The organism is Acinetobacter sp. 22301 (genome assembly GCF_052045285.1).
GTDB classification, from domain to species: Bacteria; Pseudomonadota; Gammaproteobacteria; order Pseudomonadales; family Moraxellaceae; genus Acinetobacter; species Acinetobacter pittii.
This window is the reverse complement of the sequence record NZ_JBQEOR010000019.1, coordinates 1-19,472: the sequence shown is the minus strand read 5'-3', so window position 1 is coordinate 19,472 and position 19,472 is coordinate 1. Positions and strand designations below refer to the sequence as shown.

23 protein-coding genes are annotated in these 19,472 nt (G+C 38.2%); 2 read left to right on the top strand and 21 right to left on the bottom strand.

The window, feature by feature from the left end; translation table 11 throughout:
* Positions 1–176: 176 nt before the first annotated feature.
* From ACTJJH_RS17990 to ACTJJH_RS17940, 11 genes are all read right to left on the bottom strand, one after another.
* Positions 177–1,895 carry an acetyl/propionyl/methylcrotonyl-CoA carboxylase subunit alpha gene (locus tag ACTJJH_RS17990; RefSeq protein WP_440601544.1) on the bottom strand — a complete coding sequence of 573 codons (1,719 nt, stop codon included), beginning with the start codon at positions 1,893–1,895 and terminating at the stop codon, positions 177–179.
* Positions 1,892–3,478, bottom strand: coding sequence for a 5-oxoprolinase/urea amidolyase family protein (locus tag ACTJJH_RS17985; RefSeq protein ID WP_440601543.1), 1,587 nt, complete (start codon positions 3,476–3,478; stop codon positions 1,892–1,894). Before ACTJJH_RS17985 ends, ACTJJH_RS17990 begins: the two co-directional genes overlap by 4 nt.
* 32 nt (positions 3,479–3,510) lie before the next feature.
* A complete protein-coding gene (locus ACTJJH_RS17980) occupies positions 3,511–4,326 on the bottom strand; it encodes a putative hydro-lyase (protein WP_440601542.1) in 816 nt (271 codons plus the stop codon).
* Between the two features lie 2 nt (positions 4,327–4,328).
* Complete coding sequence (locus ACTJJH_RS17975; protein WP_033850425.1) at positions 4,329–5,093, bottom strand: LamB/YcsF family protein; 765 nt, start codon at positions 5,091–5,093, stop codon at positions 4,329–4,331.
* A gap of 34 nt (positions 5,094–5,127) precedes the next feature.
* On the bottom strand, positions 5,128–6,381 hold the full coding sequence (locus ACTJJH_RS17970; RefSeq protein ID WP_014206320.1) for an NRAMP family divalent metal transporter: 1,254 nt from the start codon (positions 6,379–6,381) through the stop codon (positions 5,128–5,130).
* Positions 6,382–6,725: 344 nt separating this feature from the next.
* On the bottom strand, positions 6,726–7,637 hold the full coding sequence (gene mumR, locus ACTJJH_RS17965) for a LysR family transcriptional regulator MumR (protein WP_014206319.1): 912 nt from the start codon (positions 7,635–7,637) through the stop codon (positions 6,726–6,728).
* A gap of 91 nt (positions 7,638–7,728) precedes the next feature.
* Positions 7,729–7,908, bottom strand: a complete 180-nt coding sequence (locus tag ACTJJH_RS17960; protein WP_017400102.1) for a zf-HC2 domain-containing protein — start codon at positions 7,906–7,908, stop codon at positions 7,729–7,731.
* A complete protein-coding gene (locus ACTJJH_RS17955; protein ID WP_440601541.1) occupies positions 7,902–8,522 on the bottom strand; it encodes an RNA polymerase factor sigma-70 in 621 nt (206 codons plus the stop codon). Before ACTJJH_RS17955 ends, ACTJJH_RS17960 begins: the two co-directional genes overlap by 7 nt.
* 2 nt (positions 8,523–8,524) lie before the next feature.
* On the bottom strand, positions 8,525–9,280 hold the full coding sequence (locus tag ACTJJH_RS17950) for an HvfC family RiPP maturation protein (RefSeq protein ID WP_440601540.1): 756 nt from the start codon (positions 9,278–9,280) through the stop codon (positions 8,525–8,527).
* Positions 9,231–10,094 carry an HvfB family MNIO-type RiPP peptide maturase gene (locus ACTJJH_RS17945; protein ID WP_290014715.1) on the bottom strand — a complete coding sequence of 288 codons (864 nt, stop codon included), beginning with the start codon at positions 10,092–10,094 and terminating at the stop codon, positions 9,231–9,233. The genes ACTJJH_RS17950 and ACTJJH_RS17945 overlap by 50 nt, the downstream gene beginning before the upstream one ends.
* A gap of 69 nt (positions 10,095–10,163) precedes the next feature.
* Positions 10,164–10,439, bottom strand: a complete 276-nt coding sequence (locus tag ACTJJH_RS17940) for an HvfA family oxazolone/thioamide-modified RiPP metallophore (RefSeq protein WP_334378913.1) — start codon at positions 10,437–10,439, stop codon at positions 10,164–10,166.
* Between the two features lie 165 nt (positions 10,440–10,604).
* Here ACTJJH_RS17940 and ACTJJH_RS17935 point away from each other — a divergent pair, with 165 nt between their 5' ends.
* Positions 10,605–11,207 (top strand): HvfX family Cu-binding RiPP maturation protein, encoded by a 603-nt coding sequence (locus ACTJJH_RS17935; RefSeq protein ID WP_440601539.1) that lies wholly within the window; start codon positions 10,605–10,607, stop codon positions 11,205–11,207.
* Positions 11,208–11,339: 132 nt separating this feature from the next.
* Here the strand turns inward: ACTJJH_RS17935 and ACTJJH_RS17930 are convergent, their stop codons facing one another.
* From ACTJJH_RS17930 to ACTJJH_RS17890, 9 genes are all read right to left on the bottom strand, one after another.
* Entirely contained in the window at positions 11,340–12,284 is a 945-nt protein-coding gene (locus ACTJJH_RS17930; RefSeq protein WP_440601538.1) for a DUF4424 family protein, read from the bottom strand.
* Between the two features lie 120 nt (positions 12,285–12,404).
* On the bottom strand, positions 12,405–12,749 hold the full coding sequence (locus ACTJJH_RS17925) for a hypothetical protein (protein WP_322976803.1): 345 nt from the start codon (positions 12,747–12,749) through the stop codon (positions 12,405–12,407).
* Between the two features lie 313 nt (positions 12,750–13,062).
* Entirely contained in the window at positions 13,063–13,521 is a 459-nt protein-coding gene (locus tag ACTJJH_RS17920; protein ID WP_005303898.1) for a hypothetical protein, read from the bottom strand.
* Positions 13,522–13,771: 250 nt separating this feature from the next.
* The gene (locus ACTJJH_RS17915; RefSeq protein ID WP_017403055.1) at positions 13,772–13,966 is read right to left on the bottom strand and encodes a hypothetical protein; all 195 of its coding nucleotides are present in this window, start codon (positions 13,964–13,966) and stop codon (positions 13,772–13,774) included.
* Positions 13,967–14,140: 174 nt separating this feature from the next.
* Positions 14,141–14,458, bottom strand: coding sequence for a hypothetical protein (locus ACTJJH_RS17910; protein ID WP_057069453.1), 318 nt, complete (start codon positions 14,456–14,458; stop codon positions 14,141–14,143).
* 160 nt (positions 14,459–14,618) lie between these two features.
* Positions 14,619–15,311, bottom strand: a complete 693-nt coding sequence (locus ACTJJH_RS17905) for a hypothetical protein (RefSeq protein WP_440601537.1) — start codon at positions 15,309–15,311, stop codon at positions 14,619–14,621.
* 2 nt (positions 15,312–15,313) lie between these two features.
* Positions 15,314–15,871, bottom strand: a complete 558-nt coding sequence (locus ACTJJH_RS17900) for a hypothetical protein (RefSeq protein WP_284091084.1) — start codon at positions 15,869–15,871, stop codon at positions 15,314–15,316.
* 190 nt (positions 15,872–16,061) lie between these two features.
* On the bottom strand, positions 16,062–16,766 hold the full coding sequence (locus tag ACTJJH_RS17895; protein ID WP_063098507.1) for a hypothetical protein: 705 nt from the start codon (positions 16,764–16,766) through the stop codon (positions 16,062–16,064).
* A gap of 286 nt (positions 16,767–17,052) precedes the next feature.
* On the bottom strand, positions 17,053–17,910 hold the full coding sequence (locus tag ACTJJH_RS17890) for an SDR family oxidoreductase (protein WP_213033918.1): 858 nt from the start codon (positions 17,908–17,910) through the stop codon (positions 17,053–17,055).
* A 127-nt stretch (positions 17,911–18,037) separates the two neighbouring features.
* Between ACTJJH_RS17890 and ACTJJH_RS17885 the strand changes: the two genes are divergently transcribed.
* Positions 18,038–18,391 (top strand): winged helix-turn-helix transcriptional regulator, encoded by a 354-nt coding sequence (locus ACTJJH_RS17885; RefSeq protein WP_017481458.1) that lies wholly within the window; start codon positions 18,038–18,040, stop codon positions 18,389–18,391.
* An 87-nt stretch (positions 18,392–18,478) separates the two neighbouring features.
* Here the strand turns inward: ACTJJH_RS17885 and ACTJJH_RS17880 are convergent, their stop codons facing one another.
* On the bottom strand, positions 18,479–19,033 hold the full coding sequence (locus tag ACTJJH_RS17880; RefSeq protein WP_017481457.1) for a TetR/AcrR family transcriptional regulator: 555 nt from the start codon (positions 19,031–19,033) through the stop codon (positions 18,479–18,481).
* Positions 19,034–19,472: the final 439 nt, after the last annotated feature.

The following is a 19,472-nucleotide window of genomic DNA, read 5'->3' as shown; positions in this document are numbered from 1 at the left end:
CAGTGATTAATTTTCACATCACTAAACTGTGATAAATATCTCACAATTAGTGCTGATTTTCAAGCTAAAAATGGTTAACGAGTACTGTGAAAAATAACAAACTGAGTGAATAAATAAGCATTCGATTTGACCCAATTAAATTAATGCTTAAGTGAGCCAAATCATTTATTCAAAACTTAATTAATACTCGCAATCACAGTTTCTGCATGGCAGGTCGCGCCCTTCTCTGCACCAATCTGGATAACACCACTGCGATGTGCCAGTACCTGCACTTCCATTTTCATGGCTTCCATAATGGCGACTACTTGACCTTCTGTCACTTGCTCCCCATTTTCGACTTTCCAAGCGCTAATCACACCATTAATTGGGGCAACTAAATGCTCGGCACTCACTTCTGGCTCGGCTGTTTGTGCTTGGGCTGCCGTTGCTGGGCCTTGTGCAAACATACCCGCAGGTAAACCTAAACGGTGTAACTTGCCATCAATTTCAATGTAGCTGAGTAGCATGGGTTGTTGATGGTTTGGAATGCCACGTTTGGTTGGCTTTAACTCTTGTTTAAAGTCGTTTTCGATCCAACGCGTATGTACATTAAATTCATCTGTAAAGTCAGGTTCATTAAGTACCGCACGGTGAAAGTCTAAAACCGAAGCCACGCCTTCAATTTTAAATTGCTTTAAAGCACGTTTAGCGCGAGCAATTGCAACTTCTCGGGTTGGACCCGTCACAATCAGTTTTGCCATTAGGGAGTCAAAGTGACTAGAAACTAATGAACCAGTGCGAACGCCAGTGTCGACTCGTACCCCGTTACCAAACGGAGCTTCAAACAAACTCAACACACCAAAGGCCGGAATAAACCCACGTGCTGGGTCTTCAGCATTAATACGAAACTCAATGGCATGACCTTGTGCTTTCGGTGTTTCTTTAATAGAAAGCTCATGGCCCTGTGCCACGCGAATTTGTTCCACCACCAAATCGACTTTTGAAGTTTCTTCAGTCACTGGGTGCTCAACTTGCAAACGTGTGTTTACTTCTAAAAAGGAAAGCTTGCCGTCACGACTCAGTAAATATTCAACTGTACCCACACCCACATAGTTTGCAGCCTGACAAATATTTTTTGCTGAGGTTAAAATTTGCTGGTAAATCTCATCGCTAATAAATGGTGCGGGCGCTTCTTCGACTAATTTTTGGTTACGGCGTTGCAACGAACAATCACGTGTGCCAAGCACCACAATGTTGCCATGTTGGTCTGCTATCACCTGCGCTTCTACATGGCGCGGTTTATCAAGATATTGCTCGACAAAACATTCACCACGACCAAAAGCAGCTTTTGCCTCTCGTACTGCCGACTCATAAAGCTCTTTCACTTCTTCGAGTTTCCACGCGACTTTTAAGCCACGCCCACCGCCACCGAATGCGGCTTTAATTGCAATTGGTAAACCATATTGTTTGGCAAACTCTAAAGCTTCATCTGCATTATTGAGTGGGTCTTGCGTACCCTGAACCAAGGGCGCACCAACCGAAGCTGCAATTTTACGTGCTTCGATTTTATCGCCTAGTTTTTCAATCGCACTTGGTGATGGCCCGACCCATTTTAAGCCTGCATCAATCACGGCTTGAGCAAACTCAGCACGTTCAGATAAAAAGCCGTAACCCGGATGCACCATAGTCGCTTTCGATTTCTTTGCAACTTCAATAATCGCAGGAATATTTAGGTAAGTCTCGCTAGCAGTTGCACCAGCCAAGCCCCATGCTTCATCTGCAAGTTCGACATGCATGCTGCCAATATCGTCATCTGCATATAATGCGACCGATGAAATTCCCATGTCACGGCAGGCATGAATAATACGAACGGCAATTTCACCACGGTTAGCAATCAATAATTTTTCTGTATTCATCTTTCATTCTCAAAATCTGTAAATTCAGCAATTTTTTTAAATTTGATGCGGCAACCTGCCGGAATCTGTGCCACCAAATCCCAATGGTGTTTAGCAACAGAGGCAATGACCGGATATCCGCCCGTTAAAGGGTGATCATTCATAAACAAAACGGGTTGGCCACTCGGTGGAATCTGTAAAGCACCAATGCAAGTGCCTTCACTTTCCAGTTCATGGGTAATTTTGCGAGTTAAAGAATGTGCACCTGAAAGTCTTAGCCCGACTCGGTTGCTTTCATTGGTCACCAGCCATTCTTGCTGACATAGCAGTTCAATACTGTCTTGTTCAAACCAGTCTGTACGCGGTCCCATCACAATATCTAGCTCAACCACTTCGCCAGCTTGTGGCATATCGGTTTTACCTACTTCATTTACGCTAATATTGGTTGCCTTTACTTGCCCTTGATAAATGGTATCTCCAAGTTTTAAAGGTTCTGGACCTAACACCGCCAAGCTGTCAAACGAAGCACTACCCAGTACTGGTTCAACGTCTATACCACCTCGAACGGACAAATAGTTTCTTAAACCTGCTGTTGGTGGCTGAATTTGAAATTCATCGCCTTCATCCAAATCAATCGGTTGATAGCTTGCAAAGTCTGCGGTTTGCCCATCGGCAAATTTCACACGAATGGTTGAGATGGCCCCAGCCACCGCAATAACACCCGCATGTTGCATTTTGGCTTTTAGACCGCCATTTAAAACTTCAATGACAGGTGTGTCGGTTGGGTTCCCGACAATACAGTTAGCACTGTGCATGGCAGACAAGTCCATTGCACCCGCTACACCAACACCAATATTGGTCTGGTTTAAGCGCCCTTCATCTTGAATGAGCATTTGTAAACTTGGCGCAGTGATCTTAAACAGTGGCACCGATTGTTTCGGCTCAACCTTAGGCGTAATTTGCCGTGGTACAGTCACAGTAGTTGGATTATGCGTCACATCTTCAAAATGTACGGTCATACCCGGTAACAGCAATACAGGATTTTTACGCTTTAAATCCCACATTTTTTCTGATGTTGTCCCGATCAGCTGCCAACCACCCGGACTGTCTTTTGGGTAAATACCAGAGTATTTTCCAGCCAAGCCCAAAGAGCCTGACGGTATTTTTTTACGAGGAACCGTTAAGCGTGGAATATCGGTAAAAGGCTTATCGGGGCTGCTCATATACGCAAAGCCCGGCGCAAAACCAATAAAAGCCACATTCCACACGCTTTGGTGATGTTTTCTAATCACATCAGCCACAGACAGCCCTTGTAACTCGGCAACCTGAGCAAGGTCTTCGCCATCGTAACGAATCGGCATAATCACTTCTTGGCCGCTACGCTCAAATCCAGAATCAATTTTGAGGCTCTGAATTGAAGCAACCAGCGTTTTAAAGTTGGTTTCGATCTCGTTAAAGAAAACCAAAATTGTTTTTGCAGCGGGGACTAAGTCTTTAATTCCATTCAATTGCGTATTTTGCAATTTATTGTACAACGCCAAAGTTTCCTCTAAGCTCGCAAGCTCAATTAGAAAACAATCGGCGTTTACCGATAAAAAACGCATTTGCTTATCCTTTTAATTCTTCTTTAGTCCAGTTAGCCAATCCAAGCACGGTCAGGAATGTCGGTAATAAACATGTGACCCGGTGCATGACTAATCGCAAAAGGAATTTTCGAGTTCATGACAGCCGCTTGCGGTGTTACGCCACACGCCCAAAATACTGGAATTTCACCTGCTTCAATACGAGAAGCATCGCCAAAGTCGGGCTTATTTACATCCAAAATTCCTAAGCTTTCAGGGTGACCAATATGTACAGGCGCACCATGTACACTTGGCATACGTGCAGTAATTTTTACCGCTTCACTAATTTGATGCGATGGAATTGGTCGCATGGAAACCACCATGTTTCCTGAAATACGCCCTGCTGGTTGGCACTTTATATTGCTCAAATACATCGGCACATTGGTATCGTCATGAATATGGCGAACTTCAATACCCGCTTCTTGCAAAGCGGTTTCAAACGAAAAACTACAGCCAATTAAGAAAGTCACCAAATCAGGATGAGCGTTATAAATCTCTCTTGCATCGGTTACTTCATCAACCATTTCGCCATCTTTCCAAATGCGATAACGCGGAAAATCAGTGCGGATGTCTGAGTCTGCGGCAAGCTTAGTTGTATAAATGCCCTCTTCGAGTACATCGAGCACTGGACAGCTTTGCGGGTTACGGTGTGCATAGAGTAAAAAGTCATACGCCCACTCTTTTGGCACCGAAATCATGTTGACCTGCGTCATACCCGCAGCCATGCCTGCCGTTGGTTTATCAAAACCTGCACGGATTTTTAAACGCGCATCTAAAGCGGCTTCAAGTTGAGCTGGGTCGACTTTAATATCCTTATACATGGTGCTCATCCTTATGCTTTATTTACAAACGGGCGGATTTCAATATTGTTTTTTACAAGCTCGGCCTTAATGGCAGCCGACATCTCTAGCGCACCGTCGGTGTCGCCATGTAAGCAAATAGTGTCGGCTTGAATTGGGGTAAATACACCGTCAATTGACTCAACCCCACCATTATTAAGCATAGACACCACGCGGCTTGCTACAAATGCCGAGTCGTGTAAAACCGCACCTTCTAGACGGCGAGACACCAATGAACCATCGCTGTTATATGCACGGTCAGCAAATGCTTCTGATACAACTTTTAAACCAGCCGCACGTGCTTGCTCGACTAAGTTCGACCCAGCCAAAGCCACTAAGACCAGTTCAGGGTTATACATTTTAATCGCATCAATCACGGCTGCTGCTTGAGCTTGATCATGGGCAATGGTGTTATAAAGTGCGCCATGTGGTTTAACGTATTGCACTTTTGAACCTGCTACTTTAGCCAAGCCATCGAGTGCAGAAATTTGGTAAAGCACATCGGCAATCAATTCGTCACGTGACAAATCCATATTACGGCGGCCAAAGCCTACAAGGTCTGGGTAAGACACGTGAGCGCCAATGGTCACGCCAAGCTCAACGGCTTTACGAACCGTTTTTAAAATGCCGAGTGGGTCGCCCGCATGAAAGCCACAAGCAATATTGGCACTGGTCACGACAGGTAAAATCTGGTCATCATTACCCATTTTCCATGAGCCAAAGCTTTCACCCAAATCACTATTTAAATCTACAAACATGGCATTATTCCTTTATCACTTCACACAGTCTGGCTTAAAGCTTGGTCAAATAGTTAAACACAGTCGTAAACGACATGTAGCCCATCCACCACGTTAACAGACATGTTAATCCACCCAAAATAAGCAACCATTTTGGATAGTTATAATTACCCATCAAATCTTTACGGCACGCGGCAACATACACAAAAATTGTAAGGCCAATTGGCAACACCAATCCGTTAAAACCACCCACAAAAATGAGTAGTCCTGCTGGAGTTGCACCCAATAACACATAGAGTAATAAAGCCAATGCGATAAAAGTAATGGTCGTATAGTTGGTTTGTTTTGGTGTTAAGTTCTTTTTAAACGCAGTAAAGAATGACACTGAAGTATATGCTGCGCCAATGGTGCTACTAATCCCTGCTGCCCAGAAAATTAAGCCGAATAATTTAAAACCAAAAGTACCCGCTGCATATTGGAATGCTTGAGCTGCTGGATTGGCATCATGGCTGGCTAAATCAATGGTTGCACCGCTTACCACCACACCTAAAAAAGCCAAGAACAACACATAGCGCATGATGCCGACTACAACAATGCCCTTGGTCGCCGCTTTAGCAACTTCATCAATATTTTCAGGGCCAACAGCTCCTTTATCGAGTAAACGATGGGCACCCGCGTAGCAGATATAGCCACCAACCGTACCGCCAACAATGGTGGTAATAATGGCAAAGTCGATCTGATCTGGAGCAAAGGTTTGATGTACAGCTTGCCCAACAGGAGGCATTACAATAACAGCAACGATAATAATCAGGAGGATTTTAAGCAATCCCAACACGATCATGCTTTTATCCATGGCAAGCGTTGCTTTTCTAGAGGCAAAAATCAAAATGGCTAATGCACCACTTAAAATACCGCCCCACTTTGTGTCTAGGCCAAAAAGCGCATTTAAACCTAAAGCTGCACCGGCAATGTTACCGACACTAAAGAAAAACCCGCCTAAAATCACCAAAAATGCCAGCAAATAACCACTACCTGGCAATGCTTTATTGGCAATATCAGATGCACGCATTTGAGTAAGTGTGACCACTCGCCAAATATTTTGTTGAACAACATAATCAATCAAAATGGAAACTAAAATGGCAAAACCAAATGCCGCGCCTAACTTGACTGTAAATACAGCAGTTTGGGTTAAAAATCCGGGCCCCATTGCAGAGGTCGCCATCATAAAGATCGAGGCCACAATGGCCCATTGGCGATCTGATAAAAAAGAAGATTTCAGTAAAGACATATTAATGCGTTCCTCATCCATTTGAGCTTAACAACGCTATTTTCAAGTTGAACCAAGAACACCATTTTTTGTCCCAAACGATATTCTTTAATCCTTTAAAATGACAAAGATTTCCTGTTCCCCAATCAACACAATCGGTGATCAAATCTTGTGTCTAAAATAAAAACATAGCTAATCCCTACGGACAATAAGACTTTTTACATTAAGTTAAAAATTTAAATAATTGATTTTAAATAATTTATTAGTTATTAGAAAATCAGGATAAGCTTTACTTATTGAAGTTAATAAGCTGCTTTTATGGTTTTACATACAAAACAGCTTTTTTTAAATAATAAAAAATGGGATAAAAGACACTCAAAAACAGCTTATTTTTTAATTTGCTCATTGAGCCTTTTCATAGCACATTCAGAGACCTTAACTGCAACTTCGGTCAATTTCTCTTTTAAGGCCACATCGTTTCCTTGAATGTAAATCGAGGTGAAATGGAACGTTTTTAATTGAATAGGCGTATTTAATATTTCTAGTCGCCCATCAGTAATTTCTTTTAACGCCGTTAAGGTCGGCACCACAGCAATACCCAAGCCCTGCTCGGCTAAACGCAGTAAAGTTGCCAATGAATAACTGGTAATTGAAAGTGGTTCATCAATCCCTTGCTCTTTCATTCGTGCTTTCAATTCTTTATAGGGATAGGTAATTTTTGGATAAGTTAAAATGGTATGCGACATTAAAGTTTTAAAAGACATTTGAGCAACACCACCTTTAAATGAAGGTGAGGCCAAGAAACTTAGTTCAAAGTCACACAAAGCTTGTTCAATACACTCAAAAGCTAAAGTTGGCCCAAGTAAAAAAGCCATGTCTAAGTCACCTGTCCGAACACCTTCTTGTAAGTTAGGCGTAAGGTCCACTACAATTTCTACTGAAATTTTGGGGAACTCTTGCTGAACCTTTTCGATATATTCAACCAACCATGTATAAACAATAGTTTCGGAAACTCCCAAACGAATGGTGCCAGTCAGGTGCTGATTTTCAGTCAGTTCAGCCACCAGATCGGTCTCTAGTCGCATAAATTTTTCGGCGTACTTAAATAAAGTTAAACCTTTGTGTGTTGGTTTAAGCTGCCGATAACTTCGATCTAAAACTTTAAAGCCTAATTCATTTTCAAGAGATGTGATTTTTTGAGAGACCGCAGGCTGGGTGGTTTGTAATTTAGTCGCGGCCTTATTGAAGCTCTTTAAAGTCACAACCCAATAAAATGCTTCAAGATTCTTTAAATTCACGTGTCATCCTGTCTTAAAAAACTCCTTTACTTTTATAGTATGGGAGTTGTTAGCGTGATTAGGCTAGCAATAAATAAATTTTTAAATAAAATTAGCCATCCAAATTTTTAAATGCTTTAGAAAGCTGACTAATTGTTTTGATCTGTTTTGAATAACGGCGGCATGAGCGGCACGCCAATAAATGCAGTTGTAAACCACTTTGCTCACGTAATAACAATGGTCTATCTTGCTTTTCAGACAACAGTTGGGTGGCTTGTCGACATGTCAGCATGAACAATCCTCCTTCAATAACCATTTATTTTCTAAACATTCACGTAGTCGGGTACGACTCCGATACATCAACACATTAAAGTTTGAGATAGATAATTCCAACTTGCTACAAATCTCATTAGAACTCAGCTCTATCACCTCTCTCATCATAAAAACTTGAGCATATTTGGCAGGTAAATGATTTAAACAAGCTTCAAAAATTATCCAGAAATCTGCCTGCTCCGTCATCTCTTCAGGGCTTTGCCACGCTTGAGGCGCTTCATATTTGTGCCAATGTCCAGAAGCATCAAACAGTGCATCAATACTCAGTTCACTTTCCTCATCTTTAAATAATTCTGTCATTGCGACCAAACGTGACTTTTGCCGAATCACATCAATAATTTTATTTTTTAAAATCGCGAACACCCATGTTTTAAACGCAGCACGTCCTTTAAATGAATCTAAATGCTGGAAAGCACTCGTTAATGCCTCTTGCACCACATCTTCAGCTTGAGGAAGCGAAGAAAGCTGTAAAAAGGCAAATTTTATCATTTGCTGTCTTAAGTCTTGTAAAAAGGCTGGATTATTCAGTTGATCCCCTATTTCTTCATGATCTGATGCCACGGCTGAAGTCATCCTTATACCTCTTTAAAATCATGGGGAACTTGAATCAATCGCACTCGAGTTAACATTGCTTTTAGTTCTTGAATTTGCAGATAAATATCATGTTCAGACAAATCAGTGAGTACAGATTGAATGAGTGTATGAATATCTTGGTCAGTTAACTTTACATTTTGAGTCAACTGTTCAATCACCATAGCAAACAAAGGCGAAAGCTGTTCAATACATACTTTGTCTTGTTCATCTCGCCAAACCATAATTGCTCCAGGCATAGGCTCGACTTGTTCTGGAGTCATTAAAGTTGTCCACGTATAAACGGGATATTGATAAACCAATACCCATACCTTTGTGGTTAATTGCCAATCACCGTTTTCCTGCAAAACTATTTTTTCAATTTCAACAGTGTCTAAATACAACTCAAGCCATTCAAACTGTAACAACTCAGCCAACCAAGGATATTCTTGCAATATCGGGTGCTGCTGATTTGATAAATATTCTCTAAATTCCAGAGAAATATCATTATACAAAGGCGAGCGACACTGAGCTTTTTGAAAAAACTCCGAGAGTAATTCTTGCCACTTTAACTCTGGCAACATCGCGCGAGCCACGGGATAAACTAAATCAATAAATGAACAGACATTATTAAAAAGTAAGTCTCGATAAATATGCATTCGTTCTGCAGGAAGAGCTTGAGGTAATTCCAAATTAGGATCTCTAATCCAGTCACAAAACTGTTGTTGCATGGTTTGGAAGGATATTTGATTTTCCTTCATAGCCACTCTCCTGTTGTTGAATTATTTTGATTTTGGCTAGCTCCCTTTCTAATTCTTGCCATGATGGAATATTAAAGTCGCGCTCAAGTAAAGTTGCTTTCACACCACACACTTGATAGGTATATCTCAATAGTTCCCATACACGATCACAAACTTCTGCGCCATGCGTATCAATTAATAAATTTTTTTGAACTTGTTCATGTCCAGCAATATGTAAATAACGGATTCTCTCTTTTGGCATGTCCCGAATAAACCCAAATGCATCACTGCCATGATTAATGCTGTTGACATAGACATTATTTACATCCAGAAGCAAATCACAGTCTGCATATTGAAGGACTTCACGTATAAACTCCGCTTCACTCATTTCAGCATTGGGCATTAAATAAGTAGAAACATTCTCTATGACTAATCGTCTTCCTAAAATATCTTGAACACGTAAAATACGTTCAGCGACATATTTAACAGCCGGTTCAGTCATAGGAATGGGCAACAAATCATATAAATAGCCGCCATCATTTGTATAACTTAAATGTTCAGAATAAATCGAGACATCATATTGTTCTAAAAAGCTTTTTATTTTTTCGATAAATTCAAGATTCAGTGGATGAGGACCGCCAATAGACAATGACAAGCCGTGACAAATTAATGGAGCTTTTTCAACACACTGTGCGAGTAATTTCGCGTGTCGTCCACCAAAACCTAGCCAGTTTTCAGGAGCAACTTCGATAAAATCTGGACATGTTTTTGCATCTAAAAACGAGTCTATAAAATCACGCCTTAAACCCAGCCCTACGCCTGACAAATCCATCATGGTGATTTCTCCTTTTGGAAACGATGCCGACACTTACCAGAAGGCCGACATCATCCATGATCAGATTGTTTACTTAGCGCCGCACTTACCGTCAGCGACTTTTTTATCTGCACCGCACTTGCCGTCCGCTGCTTTTTTATCTGCACCACATTTTGCTTCGGCAGACTTTTCGTGGTTTTTCATTTTGTTAGCACCGCATTTTGCTTCACCGCATTTTCCATCTGCTGCTTTGGTTGCATGTGCTTCGGTTGTTGTATGGGTTGCTGCTACCGCCACTTGTGTAGCGCCAGCAACTGAAAGTGCTAATAATGCCGCCACTGAAGTCATTGAGTTGAGTTTGTTCATTTTAGTATTCCTTTAAAGATAAAATTCTCGGTTTGTACATTTGTACGTATAGTTAGACGGACCAAATCCTTTTTTATTACACCGTAAATAAAAAATTTTTTTATGTAAGAAATACAGTCTTTATCCGACTAATTAATATTCAATCGCATCGGATGTGAAATTATCATGAAGAATTTTATTTATGGCTTATCTCAATATTATCAAAAACTGGGTAAAACTCTACAACATGCGGACGGCATCGCAGCTCTGGCTCTTCGATTATATTTAGTTCCTATATTTTGGATGGCCGGCACAAATAAATTAATGCACTTCAATGATATTGTAGAATGGTTTGGCAACTCAGATGGAGGTTTAGGACTTCCCTTTCCATATCTAATGGCCCTGCTTGCAACAACAACTGAACTCGCGGGGGCAATACTATTAACATTTGGTCTCTTTACTCGCTTAATTAGCATCCCACTGATTATTACGATGTTAGTTGCTATATTCACAGTCCATCTACCAAATGGATGGCAAGCGATTGCTGATCCGAATGCGCCCTTTGCAAACATGCAGGTCTTGGCCTCGGCTGAAAAGTTAGAGAAAGCTCGTGAAATATTACAAACCTACGGCAATTACGACTGGCTCACGTCTAGTGGTTCGTTTGTAATTTTAAATAATGGAGTTGAGTTTGCCGTTACGTATTTAGTCATGCTACTCGCACTGCTTGTTCTTGGGGGCGGCCGTTATTTCAGTTTAGATTATTGGATTAAAAAGAAACTGCTCTAATTAATCATTACGTCAACAATCCTACATGCAGCAACATAGAGCATCTTTTTGCTTATTGTGTGCCATGTTTAGCTCATGACACACAATCAATATTGAGGCAATTTGTTGGTCAAACCAGAAGCTGGTATCAAATTATCGAATTCTCACAAAAATAATATCTAGGTCTTTTTTGGGTACAAACTTAGTCTTGGTCATTTGGAATTGAGTTGGACTAATTTTTTTAACTGGCCCATCCCAACAAAATGAAACCAGTTCGTCTTTATCGCGCTCAATGGTGAGCTTAAAGTTTTCAATTGGTTTTACCCAATTTGCACCCGTCGTCAAAATATAGCCCAAAGCACTAAACGGCGAATTTTCTGCACTGGCTTTTTTTAAGCCCTGCTTAAATTGTTTATCCATACAAAATTGCTGGTTATATTCATCTGGATAGAGAGCTACAGCGCCACCGACCAAAGGTTTGTATTCATGATGAATCTTAGTCAAACCATTTGCTTTAAAGGTCTGCTTCCAACTATAGATCACTTGAGATGACCACGGAATCACATCATCTTTTTTAAATTTGGCTAAAATTTTCTGTATTTGCGGCTTATTACATTGTTTTAGCTTATCTACATAATATTCATAATCATAGTTAGTACGAGTCCATGGATTTAGCATGTCTTGTTCACTAAAACCACATTGCTTAAACTCATCTGTTGCATCAATCAGTGGCGATTTTTCATCTTTTTGAATAAAGGTTCTGACATGCATCTCCGGTTTTATATTTTTACCATCCACCACAATTTTAAAACTTTTTAAAAGCTGTTCGGTGTGAGCAAAATCAGACTCAAAAAAATTATCAATGCGTGGTAACGGAAATAAGATCGTTTCCGTTACGTCTTTATTGCTTAAGTTTTTATAGAGGTAGTCGACCTTAATCAGTTTTTTACTGATGAATAGATCTTCACTTTGCATGGCAATCTGTGAGTTTTTAAGATATTGAATCCCACCTGTACCCACGTAACCCGTAGAGTCATTGGCTAGACTATAGGTAGATAGTGAAGCTAAAACAGCAAAGGTTAATACAAACGTTTTCATTTTAAAGCGCTCTGTCATTTTCTAATTATGAAATATCGATCTGTAATAAAGCATAACTGTTTAAGCACAGATGCGGTTAGTTTTTTAGTAATGACTTATATCGCTTTAAATATAAAAACTTTAATGAAAACTTAGCTTTTGTCTGGTCATCTTTTTAGGCACACTAATTTTTCCAATAAAGTTGGTTAGCCATAAAATGCATTCATCACGATGTTCAAAGTGAGGCATTAAACTAAGGTCAATTTTTATATCTCTATCTGCTAAAGGCAAACTCAAGCAATATTCAAAGTCGATCGAGTTATATTTTAACTTTAGGTCTTTTTCTTGGGCCTGTTTTTTGATTTCCGCCATGATGCGGTTAAGGTTAACAATCAAATTATTGGAAACTTGGTTATTTTCATAGACCCGTTCATAGACGTTTTCAGCAACGTCTATATATTTTATAAGCTCTGCATTTTCATTCATATCATTCATCTCTCTTTTTTTAAAGATTATGAACAGCTAAATGTTTAATTGCGTTACTTGGCATGTTGGTTGTGTGAAAAGTGTATATTTCTCTTTATTAAAGAATACAGCTAAAATATTGTTATCTATAAAAATTAGTTAATCTTGAGTATATTTATATACATTTAACATTCTCAAAAATATGCCTTTACTCAAAAAGAAAAGTTAACTCAGTCTTTATTTTTGAGTAAAAAAAACCGCCCCAGAAGGCGGTCGCTGAACTTTAAAACCAGCAGTATATAGAAGCAAGGTGGACGTTCACTTCTATATTCTTTTATGAAGGAGTTTTATTAGTTTTAATAAAATCCTCAGATTTAAAATAATTGATAATCATGTCTGCATGCTCTTCTTTTACAGGAGCAACAGTCACAGGAAACGCATCTTTCGACATCTTAAAACCTGGTGGCAAAAAATGAGAAATTGGTGGTAATTTAGGTTTTCCCCCTTCTGTGATTCGCTCAATAAAACCAGCTAACCAAAGAAGATACTCACCTTCATTTGCGAACTTCGGCATAACACTCAAATCAATTTGAACTTTGCATTCACTTAACGGTTTCGTTAAGTTTTCTTCAAAGTCGATATAGTTGAACTTGAGCTTAAACTCAGTTCCTTTGATGGCTTTTCGAATCTGACTAATTAAACAGTTAAGGTTCTGAGTAATGTCATCAGTGAATAAGCTATCTTTTTTTATATTTTTATAAACCTTTTCGGCTACAGCTAGATACTTTGGCATTAACCTCTCTCCGTACTATTGTTATAAAGTTCTGATCTATGAATGTTTTCTGTCTTTGATTATGCTTAAAGTAGTGTAATTAAAGGTAGCCTTATTAGAGTGGTTTGTAAGTAGTTAGTGCTTTATGTAAATTGCACCATAAAAACTCTTAAAAAAATTAAGGTTTTGATAACTCATCCGCAAAAATGCATGGTTGAATAGAGATAATTAGAAACATTTATTTTCATATTATTTTTACCATTTGGTAAAATTAATATATTTTCATTTGCTTATCTCGTCTTACCAGCCCTAAAACAGCTCGACGCACTCGTATTTCTTCTTCAGAAAAAGGTAAATGTTCGATGAGCTCGTAAATTGAGAGAGAATTATTTTCGATCAAGAAGCAGTCTTGCTCTGTTGTCCAATTAGTCGTAGCCGATTCAGTTTGTTTTAAATAGCGTTTCATATTTCCTAGCAGACTTAATTACACATATTAAAAGCCTGCCTTTAGGCAAGCTTATATTTCAGATTTTGAATTGATCATTATTATAGCAGTCTATAAATGGTATGTTCAGTTAATATTGTAGTTGCCCTAACTAAACATCATAAAAAAGCCCACTTACTGTGGGCTTCTAAATGGTTATTGTGCGGCATTTACCCCAACAATAAACTGACTACAATTAGAACCTTCAGATGCATTACCTAATTGCTTTTCAGAGAATTTAAATTTAGAGGCAACTGACTCATAATCTTTTTTAAGGCTTTGGCCTGTGAGCTCACCAAGCTCTTTCACTTGTTCTGGTTTCAAGATGCCATGTTCAACTGCTTGGTTTACCATGACACATGCTGTCGTCATTGCGTCATAACGTGCAGCAGTTTTAGAGTAACCAAGAGCACCTACTACACCGCCAACAATTAAACCAATAATGACCGCTAAAGTTACGTGCATTTTATTCATTTTTTAAATACCTAAAAATCTAACCAAAAGACGAACACTTCAAAAGGATGTGCTCAAGTCCAGTTAGGATAGTCGTATTTACAGGCTTTAAAAAGTTAGATTCTGTCACATTTATTGATATATTACGTGAAATGTGTTTAATCAATTAAAAGGGAAAATATCAGACCTTCCTAGTTCTCTTTCGTTTTTTGCTTGGCACTTCTAAAGGAATAACCACCTTACCTGTACCTAACCGGCGAAAAAAATAATTAATGATGTATAAGAATAAAAGACCAAAATAAAAAATAGGAAAAATACTAAAGACAGTACTTATGATTTCCCAAAACATAACCCCGACTCTATAGTTATAACAGAATGATATGAGTCCACCTCTACGTCTAGGCCTTTGCTGAGTAATATCATCCTCAATAAAGTGAAAAATTCCCATAACAAAACAACCAGCAAATGTACTTGAGACTAAAGTCTTTTTAATTAGAGGCTTTTCTAACCAAGGGTATTTTTTTGAAGATTCAAACTCGGCTTTAAAAAAGAATTTATAAATTTCTTCTTGATATGCTTTATTAATTCCATATTTTTTAATAAAAAAATATGAGATAACACAACCCACAAAGAACATGACTATGGTTATGTAAATGCTATAAAGAATCGTAAAAAACGGTAATGGCCCTTTCGTACCAACAGTCACATGCATAGTTTGTGTGATGTATTGATATAGCTCGTACTGCCATTCATTTTTTGGATAAGCAGGAAATACAAATAAAGGAATAATAAAAAGAATGGAACATATAGCTATATTTCCTCTATTTTCTTTACTTTTCCGCACAATTGTAGAAAGAAATTTTTTAGAAGCCATATCTATATTTTACAATTTGGAATCATGTGTTTAGCTTTATAAAACTCATCAAAAGCCTTCATATCATTTAACCATGGAGAGATAGTTTCCAGATTACGTTTATTAATTTTTTTTGATGCCAATAGCCTTGGTGAAGAATAATTTTTCTGCTGAATTTTTTGATTATATTGTTGTACAAACATAAGCTTTAAGCATAATCCTCGAATGCCCTTATTACCAAAATATGAATACTCAGAATATTTATTTAAGACATCTTTCATTTCTTTATGTTCACCATTCCAAACATAAAATGAGCTTAATCCATTCAAATCGTTAATGTATATCTCATCATTAATGGAGTTTAACTCTAGCCCTTCTTTTAAAATAATACTATTTATTTCCACTTCATCAGATAAGTCCATCCAAAAAAAAGAAGCCATGACTTCTTCTGAAAATCTTATTCTGGCTTGCTCTGTATCCTTAGGATATACAATAAAAAAATAATACAATCCTAGAAAAATAATAAAACCTAATATAATAGAAAGTAATCTCCAAAAATTAGTACCTTTTATAATATTCATAACAAGCCATTCATTTTATTTAATATCTTGTGAACGCACTTTACTTTATGTTTTAGATGAAATCAAAAGAAGAGAGAGAAAATTTCTTTGAATGAAATATATGCTCACCTTTTTAAATTTCTTTGTTTATGCCCTTTCCTGTTTAAAAGAGCACTTTTTTTAAATACTTTATTAAGATATTTCTAAGTCATTAAGGTAAAAATGGCTTTGTTAGAAGCACAAATCCGACAGAGAAAAAAGCATTATCATGATGAGAAATTTGGTTGCCATAACTTGCGTTTAATTGAACAAAATCTTTATAGACAATGTATCGAAAACCTGTTTGATAAAAGGCATCATTTCGGTCATTACCATATATTTCGGCAGTGAACGTTAATGGGTTAGCAAGTTGTGTTTCGGTTCCAATTCCCCACGTGGTTTGATTTTTATGTGTGGTATTTTCACGTAACCATCCCATATTGGCATGGATTAAAAATTTATCATCCAAAGTAGAAAGACTTAAAGGAACATTAAACGTCCAATCTTTCTTTGAAGAATCCTTAGTATTGATTTGAGTGCCAAAAGAAAAGCCGATTCCCCAATCATTCGTTTCTAAAGGCTTTAATAAGGTCTTACCTTGTAGAGTTGCATAACTGACATGCTCAGTATCATCATTTACTCTCCCCATCCCTACAGCAAATTCAAAATTGCCACCAAAATTACAGGCTGGTGTTGCCCAATATTCTTTGCTGTCAGAGTTATGCTGTGCCCATGTTTCTAGCTGACAAGTTTTTGGAGAAACAAGAGCGGCATCGTCAACAACCATAGGTCGTCCACTATAGCTTGCATTAGATAATGCGAATAAACAGAAACTAGAAATAAGTGAGCGTTTCTTTAAAGTAAATAACACTGGCATCACTCCCATAAGTCATGGAGCACATGCAAGTACTGCAACCCAACATGATTAGATCATGGGTTAATAATAGAAATGAAAAGATGGAAATAAAAAAACCTCTTCTTGCATCCACAAAAAGAGGTCTGTCAGGACTTCAGTGGATACTTAGACTATTACCGATCGACTACTGTCACTCGAGCAAGTACTCACATTGAAGCTCCTAAAAATTAGTTGGGCGGATTCTAAAATTACTATTGTTAAATATCAAGTTAAAATTTAATGACAATCTAAGCGATAGAAAAACAGATTATTTTAAAAACTCTTTCACAGTTTCTTGCATACTTGTCGTTGCGCGGCCAATGAGCTGATGCAGATCTTTGCTATCACTATATAAACCGTCTTTAGACACGCCTTCATCCGAATCTGCCAATATATGAGCAAACCCTTCTGGTACACCAACCTGCACTAAGAATGCTTTATATTCTTCTTCGGGTAAATCTTGATAAGTTATATCTTTTTTAGTGATTTCACTTGTCCATTTTGCCACATCATCAAGCGTGTAACTTGTATCACCTGCCAGCTCATAAATCTTATTTTCATGCCCATCTTGCGTTAATACCACAGCAGCCGCTGTTGCATAGTCTAGACGTGAAGCAGAAGAAACTTTACCGTGATGAGTTGCCCCAAAAATTTTGCCATGCTCAACTGCTTGTTTAAGACCCATTGCATAATTTTCGTTGTACCAGTTATTGCGTAATAACGTGTAGGGAATATTCGATGCTTTTAAATATTGTTCAGTTTCAACATGTTCTTGTGCAAGTAAAAGCGGTGTTACATCTGCTTTTAATAAACTTGTGTAAGCAATAAATTTTACATGCGCGAGTTTTGCTGCATTAATAATATTTTGGTGTTGTACTGTGCGTTGACCAATTTCATTTGATGAAATTAATAAAAGCTTATCAATACCTTGCAGTTGCTCTGAAAGTTTTTCTACCTCATTAACATAATCAAAAGGAAGAACTTCTACCCCTTTTGAACTTAAATCTAAAGCTTTTTCTGGATTACGGACTAATGCCACAATATTTTTTGCTTCGGTCCGTTCAAGTAATTGAGAAATAACGAATTGACCAAGTTGACCTGTTGCACCAGTAACTGCAATACGCATGATGATCTCCATCTGATGTAATTGAAATATTTCAATCATCGTAGTATCTTCACTTACTAAAAGTAAGTACTTACCTAAAAGTAAGTTCAGCATTAAATGTAAACTTTTGTAATGCAGGTAATGAGCAATGAAAGGTCTGGTTTTTGCAGCAAATTGTCCATCTAGAAAAATATTGTTAACACTAACAAGCCGTTGGAGCGTTTTAATTTTAGTTGCATTACGTGATCAGCGTTTGCGCTTTAATGAATTAAAAAAATTAATTGATGGAATTAGTGAAAAAATGCTGGCACAAACCTTAAAGTTACTCGAGCAAGATGGCTTTATCTTTCGTCAGGACTATGCCGAAGTGCCCCCTCGAGTAGATTATCAATTAACAGACTTTGGCCGAGAAGCTTCCGATAGACTTTTTGATTTAACGGATTGGCTTGAAAATAATATATCTCAGTTATTAGAACAGCAGCCTCGTTCAGACTTAGTTTAATAAGCAAATCTTTGTATATTTAAATTTGCTTCACGATTGATATATCTTCATCTAACTCTTATCAACAAACTTAGAGTCCATACTCCTTTACCCGAACCCCAGCAAAAAACACTCAAGCACTCTCTCCTGCTCGATTGCCACATCTGAGCTTATAAGCTGAATAATTGCACCTTCAATCATATATAAAAATAGCTTGGCATCCTGAAAGGTAGCATCTGTTTTGAGTTTTATAAGCTGGCTATAGATTTCATTAATTAGCCATGTGCGATATCTCACCGCGGTGATATAGGCTTTTGGATAGGTCAGTTTCGTTTCAAAAATGGCTTTAAATAAAAGGTAGTACATCCCCTCTACATCGGCGTGTAACAAATAAAGTTTCTTGAGTTTATCCTTCACGCTTGTGCCTTGATCGTACCCAACAATTGAAACCACTTTTTCTTTTAAACGTTCTTTTTGCACAATTAGACAGATTTCAATAAACCGCTCTTTAGAATGAAAGAAGTTATAAAAAGTTGCTTTGGTCACTTCACACTCTTTCACGATTCGGTCGATTCCAACCGTATGAAAGCCGTGGTGGTGAAATAAATCAATCGATTTATTGATAACTTGAATAGCACGTGTTGAGAGAACTAAATTTGGCATATTTTTACCGTTATAAAATTATTGTTGTTTCTAAATGAGATACTTTTTTGGGAGAAAAAAGGCACAGCAAAGCCCGTAAGACTGTGCTTGGCACATCTCAAGTTTTATTGTTGATTAAGTTTTAAGACGAAATAATTTAAAGCCTGAAAACCTTACGGCGATCAAACGGCTTTAAATGTTTATGTTGTGTCGTTATAGCTTATGGCAAGGGCCGCCAAGAAATAATGGATGTGCAAAGCCAACTCCTTTTTATTGGGAGTTCTGCCAGACATTAGAATTATGGTGGCAGAACGGAAGAGGGTTCGCGGACTGGTTTCGACTCCAGCACACCCGAAGGTGTCCCTCTCCCGTCCTGAACTGCACCCCATAAGTTAGACTTTTAAAACTTATGAGGTGTGCTCTATGCCAATTCCGAAGCATTCAAAAGAGTTAAAATTAA